Below are 11983 nucleotides of genomic sequence, written 5' to 3'. Positions count from 1 at the left end.
CACAGCCTAGTCGTCCGCCCGGCGCCATCCGCGCCCGGCGGATGCCGCGCCCGATCGGACCGATAGGCTGGCCCTCCCATGTCCGACTCCGCACCGCACACCGCTGACCGCCGCGAACTTACCGCCGCGCAGCGCACCGCCGTGGCCGAACTGCTCCGGGTCTCCCCGGTCGCCGACGAGTTGGGCCGCCGCTTCGCGAGCGCCGGCCACGAACTGCACCTGGTCGGCGGATCGGTCCGCGACGCACTGCTCGGCCGGCTCGGCGACGACTTGGACTTCTGCACCGACGCGCACCCGGACCAGACGCTGCGGATCGTGCGTGGTTGGGCCGAGGCGATCTGGGAGACCGGCCGGGAGTTCGGCACCATCGGGGTGCAGCGCGACGGTCTGCGGCTGGAGATCACGACCTTCCGGGCGGAGGTGTACGACCAGGTCAGCCGCAACCCAGTGGTGCAGTACGGCACGAGCCTGGCCGAGGACCTGAAACGGCGGGACTTCACCGTCAACGCGATGGCGGTCAGCCTGCCCGAGCATCGCTTCATTGACCCACACGGCGGGTTGGCGGACCTCGCGGCCAAGGTGGTCCGTACCCCGGCGGCACCGGAGGAGTCGTTCCGCGACGACCCGCTGCGGATGCTGCGGGCGGCCCGGTTCGCCGCGCAGCTGCGGTTCGCCGTGCACCCGGACGTACGGGCGGCGATGGTGCGGATGGCCGCCGACCTGGACCGGATCACGGCGGAGCGGATCCGGGACGAGTTCACCAAGCTGCTCTGCGGCGCCGATCCGATCGCCGGCCTGCGGCTGCTGGCGGACACCGGGCTGGCCGAGCGGTTCCTGCCCGAGTTGACCGGGCTCAAGCTGGAGATCGACGAGCACGCCCAACACAAGGACGTGTACGAGCACACGCTGACCGTGGTGCGCAACGCCGTCACGTACGAGGAGGACGGCTGCGACTTCATCCTCCGGATGGCCGCGCTCATGCACGACGTCGGCAAGCCGGCGACGAAGGCGGTCGGCCCGGACGGCCGGGTCAGCTTCCACCACCACGAGGTCGTCGGCGCCCGGATGACGAAGGCCCGGATGAAGGCGCTGCGCTTCCCCAAGGAGACCACCACCAAGGTCACCGCCCTGGTCGCGCTGCACCTGCGCTTCTACGGGTACGGCCGGGGCGAGTGGACCGACTCGGCGGTGCGCCGGTACGTCACCGACGCCGGTGACGTCCTGGCGCGGCTGCACAAGCTGACCCGCTCCGACTGCACCACCCGCAACCGGCGCAAGGCCGCCCAGCTCGCCGCCGACTACGACGCGCTGGAGGAGCGGATCGCCCGGCTCGCGGCGGAGGAGGACCTGGCCCGGGTCCGCCCCGACCTGGACGGCAACGCGATCATGGAGCTACTCGGCGTACCGCCGGGTCCGGTTGTCGGGCAGGCCTGGAAACACCTCAAGGAGGTACGGCTGGAGCGGGGCCCGCTGGGTCGGGACGAGGCCGAGGCCGAGCTGCTGCGCTGGTCCCGCGAGCAGGGAATCGTCGAGTAGAGGATCGTCGAGTAGGGAATCGCCGAGTAGGGCGTAGCGCGACCGGTCCGGCGCTTCGGGGACCGGGGTGCCGCGAGTGTCTGCCGGCCGGTCAACGGGGTGCCACCAGAACAATCAGCTGTTGCCCGACCTCGCCCGGAAGGGCCTGCCGGACGAGGTCCCGACCGTCCAGGTCGATCAGCACCATCTCCCCGGTCAGCCGGTCCTGGTACAGCAACCGGTTGTCGGGGCCCCACGCCGCCTCCGCGCTCGCCGTCGGCCCGAGCACGCGCCCGGTGGCAACCTCGACGATCTCCGGCCCCTGCGGGCCCTTGACCACCACCCGCTGGCCGTCCGGCGACCAGGACCACGGTCCGGTGGGGTCACCCTTGATCGGGAGGAACCTGATCGGACGACCGTCGTCGGGGGAGAAGAGCTGCACCCCCCGCCGGATGTGCGGCGCCGCCTCGGAGCGGGGTGCAGTGGGGTCGGTCTGTTGCCACACCACCTCCCGGCCGTCCCGGGTCCAGGTGAAGTAGCAGTAGTCGGTGCAGAAGTACCTCTCTGTGTCCACCGGGAACGTCTGCCATCCGCCGGTGGCACTCAGCACGCCGAGGGCGCGGTCTCCGCTCGCCTTGTCGAAGATGGTGAGCGCGATTCGGCTGCCGTCGGGTGACCACTGCGGCATCATGGTGTGCTGACCGGTACGCACCCAGCGCACCGCACCGCTGTCCAGGTCGAGCAACCCGAACTCGCCCGGCCGGTCGTAGTTCACCACTCCGGCGACCTCACCGCTGGGCGAGGCCCAGATCTCGTCGTACTCGTCGGTGCTGACGTACTGGTCTTGGGTGCGGTCCAACGCGTACCCCTGCTGGATGATGCGCTGGCCGTCCGGCGTGTAGGACGTGCCGGTCGGGGTGGCACCGACGAGTAGCCATCCGCCGGGCAGCGTCAGGGGGCGCTGGGTCCAGTCGTCGGCGGGTGCCGGTATCCGGGATGGGCTCGGCGCCGCTGAGTCTGCCGGCGGACCCCAGGCGGCGGGGCCCGGCTCGGGGGCGGTTGGCTGGAGCCAGACGAAGGGAGCGGCCAGGGCGACCAATGTCGCCAGCGCGCCACCGGTCGCGGCCAGTCGCCGTCGGCGCCGCAGCCGTCGGCCCCGGGTCCGCGCGGCGTCGGCGAGGTTGGTCGTCACGCGGGCCTCGTCGGCCAGTTCCCGCAGTGCGGTACGTAGGTCCTGTTCGGTTGGTCCGTTCATCTCCGCTCCTCGGTGAGGTGTCCGTCGAGTGCGGGAACCAGTTGCCGCAGCCGGGCCAATGCCCGGGATGCCTGACTGGCGACCGTGCCGGCCCGGCAGCCGAGCAACTCGGCGGTCTGCTCGACACTCAGGTCTTCCAGGTAGCGCAGGGTCAGTACCGCGCGTTGCCGTGGTGGCAGCGCCAGCAGCGCCTCGCGCAGTAGCAGCCGCAGGTCAACCTCGTGCCCGCGGTCGGGTCCGCCGACCTTGTCGGGTGGCACGGCGACCGGGAACTCCGGCCGACGGACCCGCCGTCGCCAGCCGGACACCTGGTCCCGGTAGAGGATCTGGCGTACGTACGGCTCGGCGTCCCCCCGGATCCGTGGCCAGCGGGCGTACGCCTTGGCCAGCGCGGTCTGGAGCAGGTCCTCGGCGCCGTGCTGGCTGCCGGCCAGGGCGTAGGCGGCCCGCAGTAGAACACCACCCCGTTCGTTGACGAACGCGGTGAACTCCCCGTCGATGCGTTCGGACACCGGTCACCTCCGTTACTTCCGACGCCGGCGACCGCTGAGAATTTGCCCGTCCAGGAAATCTAGATGTTGACAAGATTCAGGCGGAGATGCATCTTTACATTGACTAGTTGGAGGTGTCCGTATGTCCCCCTCGACCCTGAACACCGCCGGAATCCTGCTGATCACCGTCGTGACCATCGCGTTCGGCGGACTGGCCCTGCTCCGGCACCTCGCCGGCCGCCACACCGGCTATCTGGACAACCCGGTCCGCCGGGGTCTCTGGACCGCCGGGCACGCGCACGCCGGGGTGCTGGTCCTCTTCGCCCTCGTGGCCCTGCCCTACATCGAGCAGGCCGATGTGGGTGACGGCACCCGTACGCTGATCCGGCTGCTCTTCGTCGCCGCCCCGATCCTGATGCCGCTCGGCTTCTTCCTCTCGGTGGTCCGGCCCCGGGACACCAAGCCCAACAAGCTCATCTGGCTCACCATCGCCGGCGGTGCCAGCCTCACCGCCGGCACCCTGCTGCTCGGGGTGAACCTCCTCTGAGCCGGTTGTCGTACCGGCGAAGGAGAATAGGCGGATGCGCTGGACCGTGCTCGACTCACCGATCGGTGAGTTCTCCCTGGCCACCGACGGCGAAGCCGTGTGCGGAGCGCACTTCGCGCGGGTCGCCGACGCCGCCGACCAACCGACCGACAGCCTCTCGGCCCGCGCCGTGGACGAGCTGCGGGCCTACTTCGCCGGCGAGCTGACCGCGTTCACCGTGCCGGTGCGGATCCCCCGAGGCTCGGAGTTCGAGCGGGCGGTGTGGCGGGAGATGACCGCCATTGGCTACGGGGAGACGCTCACCTACGGCGAGGTGGCCCGGCGGCTCGGCGATGCCTCGGCGGCGCGGGCGGTCGGCGTGGCGTGCAACCGGAACCCGGTGCCGGTGATCGTGCCCTGCCACCGGATCGTCGGCTCCGGCGGGAAGCTGGTCGGCTTCGGTGGCGGGCTCGACCGCAAAGTGAAGCTGTTGGAGCTGGAGGCCGGCGTGGCCCTTCGGCGCAGGTGGTCGTCGGCGGGCTAGCCGGTCAGGGTGCCGGACCGTAGGCCGGTGAGGAAGTCGGTCCAGCTGGTGGCGGAGAAGCCGAGGACCGGGCCGGAGCGGTCCTTGCTGTCGCGTACGGCGACCCGCCTGCTTCCGTCGAGCACCGGCCCCGCCTCGACACAGTTGCCGCCACCGTTGCCGCTGCGGGTGCTGATTCGCCAATCAACCGGTGCCAGGTTCACCGGTCTGGTCGTGTCCGTCGCCACCATTGTCAACTCACTCCAGACGCGCCTCGAGATCGAAGAGAAGTCGCTGCACGGCACCGTTGCGCAGTGCCATGTGCGAAGACGATCGTATCGCCGGAAGGGTGATTCAGCGTTGGTGAAAGGCAGCCGGCTGTGACCTTACCCCAACTGGCCCTGTCAGTCGGAAAGCCCGAAATGTGATCCAGACGCACGTCAAGCAATCGCTTGGCTTCGGTGGCGGGTTCGACCGGAAGGTAAAGCTGTTGGAGCTGGAGGCCGGCGTGGCCCTTCGGCGCAGGTGGTCGGCGTCGGGTTAGCCGGTCAGGGTGCCGGACCGTAGGCCGGTGAGGAAGTCGGTCCAGCTGGTGGCGGAGAAGCCGAGGACCGGGCCGGAGCGGTCCTTGCTGTCGCGTACGGCGACCCGCCTGCTTCCGTCGAGCACCGGCCCCGCCTCGACACAGTCACCGCCGCCACTGCCGCTGCGCGTGCTGACGTGCCAGGCGACCCTGCTTGGCTCGGTAGCGTCGGCCCAGGTCTTCGCCGTCATTGCTCACTCCAGACGTGCTTCCAGATCAAAGAGGATCCGCTGCGCAGCGCCATTGTGCAGGGCCGCGCAGCGTAGTCGATCGTAGCGCTGGAAAAGTGAGTGCGCCTTGTCTCCCTCGACCACGATGCTCCCGGCGGCAGTAGCGATGCAGCCGGTGGGCGGGTACGGCCGGCGCATCCGGAAGGCGTCAAAGGAACCGTTGGGGCTGGCATGTGCGCCTGCCTGACCAGACAAGATCGTGATCTCAACGTTTGGCCAGGTAGCCATAGACCGCAGGTGAGCAAGTTGCGCACGCATGACTTCCGGACTACCGACCAGTCGGCGAAGTGCACCCTCGTCTATGACGGTGGAGAACTGGACGGGTTCGGCATCAGTCAGTCTGCGTTGGCGGGCCATCCTGACCTCTACATAGCGGTCGATGTCGGCGGTGGAGGCGCTGTGGTCCCAGGCTCGGATCACAGCTTCGGCGTACTCGCGGGTCTGTAACAGGCCAGGCAGAACAGCGACCTCGAACGAGTAGATGTGCGTAGCCCTGCTCTCCAGCCAGACCCAGTCGATCAGCGCGCCAGCGAGGTTGGCGGTGAACCCGTCCCACCAGCCTTTCTGCCAGACATCTTGCGCCATCGTCTTGAGATCTTCCCGGCGCTTGGGGTCGTCGATGCCGCAGACATCGAGGTACGCCAGCACCTCGGGTAAGCGGGCGGCGACGAATCCAGACTCCATCCGGCTCAATGTGCCGGGGTTTCGGTTGACGTAGTCACCGACCTCTTTCAAGGTCAGCCCAGCCTTCTCCCGCATTAACGCCCGGAAATGCTCGAATCGGCTAAATCTTCCCTGCCCGAACGCCGGCCGTCGAGGGCGTGCCGGAAGGCCGCCATTGAGGTCGATGCCCCCTGAGCTCGTGAGCGATCTGTCCGGTATATGCCTGTTTTAGGGGTGACCGGGGTCATGGTGGGGGCGGAATCTCGGCGGGTGCCGGGGCGTTACACCATGCGTACGACCGAGGAAGCGCCCCGCCGTCAGCGGGGACGGCCGCCGGGAATGGTGGTGGCTGGCCGGTCGTTACATCTGGACCCGGCGCCGTGCGTGTCCCCCGCGAGACCCGCGGTCGCCGACCCTTCCCTTGGTTCTTGAGCGCCGGACGGTGCTTGCACCCCGCTCCCGACCCCCTTCGGGATGTGTGTGGGTGTCGACCCCCGAATGGAGCAACCCCCATGAACACGATTATGCGTCGCAGTGCACTTGGTATTGCTGGTCTGGCCTTCGGTGCTGGTGTGATGGCCAGCCCCCAGACCTTCGACACCACCACCGCTACCACCCCCGCCCCCGCCACGTCGGCGGACGCTACTGCCTCGGCGGCGGCGGTGCCGGTGGAGAAGCCGGACATGGACACGTTGATCCCGCACGGCACCCAGGGTGCGCAGTCCCGGATCGATTTGGGTGACGAGCAGACGGGCAACGTGAAGGCCATCATCGAGGCCACGAAGCAGGCCGAGATGGGCGAGCGGGCCGCCGTCGTGGCGATCGCGACCAGTTTGCAGGAGTCGAAGCTGGAGAACCTGGGTCACCTGGGTGCCCGTAACGACCACGACTCGCAGGGCCTGTTCCAGCAGCGCCCGTCGTCCGGGTGGGGCACGGTGGAGCAGATCACCGACCCCGAGTACTCCACGACCGCGTTCCTGGACGGTCTGAAGCAGGTTGACGGTTGGCAGGAGATGCCGTTGACCGAGGCCGCCCAGACGGTACAGGTGTCGGCGTACCCGTTCCACTACGCCCAGTGGGAGACCCAGGCCGCTGACCTCGTGGCCGAGCACTGGACCAGCTGACCCCAGCCCCACCGCAAAGAGACCAAACCCCAAGGGGGAAACAAGCTGTTGGCCGCCACCCGAACCGGGTGGCGGCCAACAGCCGTCTTCGGGTTGCCTCAGCGTGGGCGGCGGGCCGGTCGGTATCGGTGGGCGAGGTGGATGAGGGCGGCTCCGGTGAGGAGGAGCAGGGCGGCGATGGTGAGCGTGGTCGGCAGGCTGGGGCCGGTGGTGGGCAGGTCGGGTGGTGGTGCGACTAGGGCCATGCTGTGGGCCGAGCCGGCGGTGGTGGCGGTGACCGTGGTGTCTGCGGGCAGGTTGACGGCTATGGGTGTGCTGCTGTTGGTGGTGGTTCCGTCGCCCAGTCGGCCGTCGGAGTTGTTGCCCCAGGCGAGGATGGTGCCGGCGGTGGTGACTGCCAGGCTGTGGAGACTGCCGGCGGTGGTGGCGGTGACCGTGGTGTCTGCGGGCAGGTTGACGGCTATGGGTGTGCTGCTGTTGGTGGTGGTTCCGTCGCCCAGCTGGCCGTCGTCGTTGTCGCCCCAGGCGAGGGCGCTACCGGCAGAGGTGACTGCCAGGCTGTGGTCGCGTCCGCCGTCGATGGCGGTGATGGTGGTGCTGGCCGGCAGGTTGACGGCTATGGGTGTGCTGCTGTTGGTGGTGGTTCCGTCGCCCAGCTGGCCGTCGGAGTTGTTGCCCCAGGCGAGGATGGTGCCGGCGGTGGTGACTGCCAGGCTGTGGAGACTGCCGGCGGCGATGGCGGTGACCGTGGTGCCGGCCGGTAGGTCGACGGCTATGGGTGTGCTGCTGTCCGTGGTGGTTCCGTCGCCCAGCTGGCCGTCGGAGTTCAGGCCCCAGGTGAGGACGGTGCCAGCAGAGGTCAACGCCAGGCTGTGGCCGATGCCGGCGGCGATGGCGGTGACCGTGGTGCCCGCCGGTAGGTCGACGTCTACCGGCGTGTCGCGGCGGGTGGTGGTCCCGTCGCCCAACTCGCCCCGGTCGTTGTCGCCCCAGGCGAGGGCGGTGCCGGCGGACGTCACCGCCAGGCTGTGATCGTCGCCGGCGGCGATGGCGGTGACCGTGGTGCCGGCCGGTAGGTCGACGGCTATGGGTGTGCTGCTGTCCGTGGTGCTTCCGTCGCCTAGCTGGCCGAAGAGGTTGTTGCCCCAGGCGAGGGCGGTGCCCGCGGACGTCACCGCCAGGCTGTGGTCGTGGCCGGCGGCGATGGCGGTGATGGTGGTGCCGGCCGGTAGGTCGACGGCTATGGGTGTGCTGCTGTCCGTGGTGGTCCCGTCGCCTAACTCACCATCTTTGTTGTCGCCCCAGGCGAGGACGGTGTCGGACGCGTCACGTGAGGGCCCGTTCTGCGCGACCGTCGGCGACACGCTGAGCGTCTGTGCAAGCGTCACAGCCAGGGCGAGGCAGAACGCCCCGGTGACGACCCGACCTGCCCGGTGGGCTCGAACGCTACGACCGGCCCGGTGAGAAAGTCCCTGCATCGTCCCTACTTCCGAGCAGACAACATAAACCGATGGAATCGACGCCATTTTCATCGCTTATCCTCCGTTTTCAACGGAGAAACGCCCGTGTCACGCGAGCCGCCGCCGAAGAGCCGCCGAGGATCAGTGGAGCCGCGTCGCAGATCTGAGGTTGGCGGGAAGGAGCACAGCCCGGCGTGGGTCTGTTCTGGCGCGGGGTGAAACGCGCTGATGGGCGTCAGTTGGGGCTGTTGGTGGCGGTCTTCTCACGGCGCCCGGTGCGGGTCAGGCCGACGGCCAGAAACACGTACGCGGCCAACTCGATGGCGGCGGCCAGCGCGGGCAGCGGGGCTGCTATGAGCGGCGACGGCGTGATGGCGAACGAGATGGCCAGGGCGGAGGGTGGACCGGCGTAGACCGGCAGGTCCGCCTTGGCCAGCGCCAGGTCAAACTGTGGCAGGGCGGCGACGGCGAGAAGCGCGGCACCCAAAGCGGCGATCACCCGACTCCGCCGGAACAGTACGGCGGTGAGGCAGATCGCGGCCAGCCCGAGTACGAGTGGCGCCAGCATCACCGAGCCGGCGCGGACCACGGCCGCCGAGACCGGATCGGTTGAAGCGGAAGTCGACTGCTCCCCTGCGGACAGGTCGAGGGCGAACTCGCTGAGTCGGACGGCCGGATAGGCGGTGAGCAGCAGAACGGCGAGTACGGTGCCCGGGACGACCGGCCCGCGTCGCGGGACCGGCTGGTGGTACGCCGCCGGCCAGCGGCGTCCGGCCCAGAGCAGCAGTAGGGAAGCGGCCAGGGCCGCCCAGGTCAGGTCGAGACCGTCGGTGAGCATGACTGGCGGCGGAGAGTAGCCATCGGGTGCGACAACCAAGAATTGGTCACTGCCGTGGCCTATGTCGGCCGGAGCGGTGCGGTACGCCTCCACGACGAGCACGAGGAGCGCGGCCGGTACGACCCAGCGGGGTTCGGGCAGCTCGCCGAGCAGTGCGTAGCCCGCGAGCACCAGCAGGGCCAGGACCTCCGCGTGGCGCAGCGGAGGATCGCCGAACAGGACGCCGAGGACGTGGGTGGCGGCCAGTACGGCCGCCGTGCCGATCAGCGGCGGTCGTAGGCGCACCGCCGTCATGCTGCCACGAGCGGTGGCGGTGCGCTGCCCCGCGCCGGTGGGACTCCGCGCACGGCGACGAGGGGATGGGCCGTGCGGCCCATCCCCTCGTGGTGCGTCAGAACGTCAGCGAGCGATCTCGCCGGCGATGAACTCCTCGACGGCGGCGTGCGCGTCGGAGTCGGCGTACTGCACCGGCGGGGACTTCATGAAGTACGACGACGCCGACAGGATCGGGCCGCCGATCTTTCGGTCCAGGGCGATCTTCGCGGCCCGGACCGCGTCGATGATGACGCCGGCGGAGTTCGGCGAGTCCCACACCTCGAGCTTCAGCTCCGCGTTGAGCGGGGTGTCGCCGAACGAGCGGCCCTCCAGGCGAATGTAGGCCCACTTGCGGTCGTCCAGCCACGGCACGTGGTCCGACGGGCCGATGTGCACGTCGCTCTTGGCCATCTCGTGCGGGACCTGGGAGGTCACCGACTGGGTCTTCGAGATCTTCTTGGAGACCAGGCGGTTGCGCTCCAGCATGTTCATAAAGTCCATGTTGCCGCCGAAGTTGAGCTGGTACGTGCGCAGCAGCTCGACGCCGCGGTCCTCGAACAGCTTCGCCAGGGCACGGTGCACGATGGTGGCGCCGACCTGGCTCTTGATGTCGTCGCCGACGATCGGCAGACCCGCGTCCTCGAACTTCTTCGCCCAGACCGGGTCAGAGGCGACGAAGACCGGGAGAGCGTTGACGAAGGCACAGCCTGCGTCGATCGCGGCCTGCGCGTAGAACTTGCAGGCGTCCTCGGAGCCCACCGGCAGGTAGGCCACGACCACGTCGACCTTGGCCGCGCGCAGCGCCTCGGTCACGTCGACCGGCTGGGCGTCGGACTCCTCGATGATCTCGGTGTAGTACTGGCCGAGACCGTCGAACGTCGGCCCGCGCTGCACGGTCACCCCGGTGGGCGGCACGTCGCACAGCTTGATGGTGTTGTTCTCGCTGGCGACGATCGCCTCCGCGAGGTCCATGCCCACCTTCTTGGCGTCCACATCGAACGCCGCGACGAACTTCACGTCCGAGACGTGGTAGTCGCCGAAGGTGACGTGCATGAGACCCGGGACGCGCTCGTTCGGGTCGGCGTTCCGGTAGTACTCCACGCCCTGTACGAGGGACGAGGCGCAGTTACCCACACCGACGATGGCGACGCGGACGGAGCCCATAGCGTCTGCCTCCTTCTCCTTCATCACGGCCGCTCTTTCCTGGACTCTCCAGGCGGAGGCGGGCTGTTGTCTTCTGATCGGCCGCCGGCCGTCCCGGTGACCGGGGCTGTCGGGGCACGGCCGGAGCGCTCGTTGGCGATGAGCTCCTCCAGCCAGCGGACCTCACGCTCACAGGCATCCAGGCCGTGGCGTTGCAGTTCCAGGGTGTACGCGTCGAGCCGCTCGGCGGCGCGACCGAGCACGTCGCGGAGCCCTTCGCGGCGCTCCTCGATCTTGCGGCGGCGACCCTCCAGGATGCGAAGTCGGGTTGCCTGGTCGGTTCGGGCGAAGAACGCGAAGTGCACGCCGAAACCCGTGTCGTCATATGTCTCGGGCCCGGCTTGGGCGATGAGTTGGGCGAACCGTTCCTTGCCCTCCGCGGTGATCTCGTAGACCACGCGGCCTCGTCGGCTGGTCAGCGCGGGAACGTCCGAGGCGGCGGGTGTCTCGTTGGCCTCGGTGATCCACCCTGCCGCCTGTAGGCGGCGCAGGGTTGGGTAGAGGGTCCCGTAGCTGATGGCCGCTCGGATGGCACCGAGTTTCGCGGTCAGCTCCTTACGCAGCTCGTAACCGTGCATCGGAGCCTCCTGCAGGAGACCGAGGATGGCGAATTCGAGCACTGCCCTCCTCCTTACCCTGCTCACCGAGCACTAACCACGACGATGTATCGGACCGATACATCGTCACGCTAGCGGATTGCCGCAGGTGGGGCAAACCCCGCACCGCCGTGTCTCGACTACAGGTAGTTACCCCGGTCGCCGGGTGAGGCGACACCGCGTACTCTCGTGCTCATGCGTACGCAGCGCCAGGTGGTCGACTACTCGCTCCGGAAGCGGGCGGCGCTGCGGGACCTCCTGGCCAACCGGGTCAGCCCGGATGACCTCTGCGATGCCTCGCCCTACCTGAAGAACGCGGCCCGGTTTCACGGCGAGCCGACCGACGAGCGGTGCCCGATCTGTCGGAGTGAGAACCTGACACGCGTGCACTACATTTACGGCGATGAACTCCGGCAGTCCGCCGGTCAGGCCCGGAGACTGGTGGAGTTGCCCGCGCTGGCGATGACACTGCGTGAGTTTCAGGTCTTCGTGGTAGAAGTGTGCCTCGGCTGCGACTGGAACCACCTCATCGAGCAGTACCTGCTCGGGCGGGACGGGCTGGCGGAGAACGGGCCGGAGCAGGTCGCAGTGGGCGGGGTGCCCACCACGGACGCCCCGGGCGGGCAACGGAGGCGAGAGGCGCAACGGTGACGTCAGCACG

14 protein-coding genes and 1 pseudogene are annotated in these 11983 nt (G+C 69.0%); 6 read left to right on the top strand and 9 right to left on the bottom strand.

The window, feature by feature from the left end:
* Nucleotides 1-78 precede the first annotated feature (78 nt).
* Nucleotides 79-1536: a CCA tRNA nucleotidyltransferase gene (locus STROP_RS23090; RefSeq protein ID WP_012015766.1), complete on the top strand. Its 1458-nt coding sequence runs from the start codon at nucleotides 79-81 to the stop codon at nucleotides 1534-1536.
* Between the two features lie 91 nt (nucleotides 1537-1627).
* Here the strand turns inward: STROP_RS23090 and STROP_RS23085 are convergent, their stop codons facing one another.
* Both STROP_RS23085 and STROP_RS23080 read right to left on the bottom strand, forming a co-directional pair.
* Entirely contained in the window at nucleotides 1628-2770 is a 1143-nt protein-coding gene (locus tag STROP_RS23085; RefSeq protein WP_012015765.1) for a TolB-like translocation protein, read from the bottom strand.
* Nucleotides 2767-3282, bottom strand: coding sequence for a SigE family RNA polymerase sigma factor (locus STROP_RS23080; RefSeq protein ID WP_012015764.1), 516 nt, complete (start codon nucleotides 3280-3282; stop codon nucleotides 2767-2769). Before STROP_RS23080 ends, STROP_RS23085 begins: the two co-directional genes overlap by 4 nt.
* A gap of 121 nt (nucleotides 3283-3403) precedes the next feature.
* On the opposite strand from STROP_RS23080, the gene STROP_RS23075 reads away from it, so the two are divergent.
* Both STROP_RS23075 and STROP_RS23070 read left to right on the top strand, forming a co-directional pair.
* The gene (locus tag STROP_RS23075) at nucleotides 3404-3808 is read left to right on the top strand and encodes a hypothetical protein (RefSeq protein ID WP_012015763.1); all 405 of its coding nucleotides are present in this window, start codon (nucleotides 3404-3406) and stop codon (nucleotides 3806-3808) included.
* Nucleotides 3809-3842: 34 nt separating this feature from the next.
* A complete protein-coding gene (locus STROP_RS23070) occupies nucleotides 3843-4331 on the top strand; it encodes a methylated-DNA--[protein]-cysteine S-methyltransferase (RefSeq protein ID WP_012015762.1) in 489 nt (162 codons plus the stop codon).
* Here the strand turns inward: STROP_RS23070 and STROP_RS23065 are convergent.
* Entirely contained in the window at nucleotides 4328-4561 is a 234-nt protein-coding gene (locus STROP_RS23065) for a DUF397 domain-containing protein (RefSeq protein ID WP_012015761.1), read from the bottom strand. The genes STROP_RS23070 and STROP_RS23065 overlap by 4 nt on opposite strands.
* A 200-nt stretch (nucleotides 4562-4761) precedes the next feature.
* On the opposite strand from STROP_RS23065, the pseudogene STROP_RS24460 reads away from it, so the two are divergent.
* Nucleotides 4762-4854, top strand: a pseudogene (locus tag STROP_RS24460) (methylated-DNA--[protein]-cysteine S-methyltransferase); the annotation flags it as partial.
* Here STROP_RS24460 and STROP_RS23060 read toward each other — a convergent pair.
* Together STROP_RS23060 and STROP_RS23055 are read right to left on the bottom strand one after the other, a co-directional pair.
* Entirely contained in the window at nucleotides 4851-5084 is a 234-nt protein-coding gene (locus STROP_RS23060) for a DUF397 domain-containing protein (RefSeq protein ID WP_012015760.1), read from the bottom strand. The pseudogene STROP_RS24460 and the gene STROP_RS23060 overlap by 4 nt on opposite strands.
* 3 nt (nucleotides 5085-5087) lie before the next feature.
* Complete coding sequence (locus tag STROP_RS23055; RefSeq protein ID WP_012015759.1) at nucleotides 5088-5882, bottom strand: helix-turn-helix domain-containing protein; 795 nt, start codon at nucleotides 5880-5882, stop codon at nucleotides 5088-5090.
* 416 nt (nucleotides 5883-6298) lie between these two features.
* On the opposite strand from STROP_RS23055, the gene STROP_RS23050 reads away from it, so the two are divergent.
* Nucleotides 6299-6910: a hypothetical protein gene (locus STROP_RS23050; protein ID WP_012015758.1), complete on the top strand. Its 612-nt coding sequence runs from the start codon at nucleotides 6299-6301 to the stop codon at nucleotides 6908-6910.
* A gap of 98 nt (nucleotides 6911-7008) precedes the next feature.
* Here the strand turns inward: STROP_RS23050 and STROP_RS23045 are convergent, their stop codons facing one another.
* The 4 genes from STROP_RS23045 to STROP_RS23030 all read right to left on the bottom strand — a co-directional run bounded on the left by STROP_RS23045 (nucleotide 7009) and on the right by STROP_RS23030 (nucleotide 11346).
* On the bottom strand, nucleotides 7009-8388 hold the full coding sequence (locus tag STROP_RS23045) for an RCC1 domain-containing protein (RefSeq protein ID WP_238380256.1): 1380 nt from the start codon (nucleotides 8386-8388) through the stop codon (nucleotides 7009-7011).
* A gap of 217 nt (nucleotides 8389-8605) precedes the next feature.
* Nucleotides 8606-9502 (bottom strand): hypothetical protein, encoded by an 897-nt coding sequence (locus tag STROP_RS23040; protein WP_012015756.1) that lies wholly within the window; start codon nucleotides 9500-9502, stop codon nucleotides 8606-8608.
* A 105-nt stretch (nucleotides 9503-9607) separates the two neighbouring features.
* Entirely contained in the window at nucleotides 9608-10687 is a 1080-nt protein-coding gene (locus STROP_RS23035) for an inositol-3-phosphate synthase (RefSeq protein WP_012015755.1), read from the bottom strand.
* A 23-nt stretch (nucleotides 10688-10710) separates the two neighbouring features.
* Nucleotides 10711-11346 (bottom strand): PadR family transcriptional regulator, encoded by a 636-nt coding sequence (locus STROP_RS23030; protein ID WP_012015754.1) that lies wholly within the window; start codon nucleotides 11344-11346, stop codon nucleotides 10711-10713.
* A gap of 171 nt (nucleotides 11347-11517) precedes the next feature.
* On the opposite strand from STROP_RS23030, the gene STROP_RS23025 reads away from it, so the two are divergent.
* Nucleotides 11518-11973 (top strand): DUF5318 domain-containing protein, encoded by a 456-nt coding sequence (locus STROP_RS23025; RefSeq protein ID WP_012015753.1) that lies wholly within the window; start codon nucleotides 11518-11520, stop codon nucleotides 11971-11973.
* The last annotated feature ends 10 nt before the right edge of the window (nucleotides 11974-11983 follow it).

The organism is Salinispora tropica CNB-440 (genome assembly GCF_000016425.1).
Classification (GTDB): Bacteria; Actinomycetota; Actinomycetes; order Mycobacteriales; family Micromonosporaceae; genus Micromonospora; species Micromonospora tropica.
Note: the sequence above shows the minus strand (reverse complement) of the source record. Positions and strands in the feature narration are given on the sequence as shown.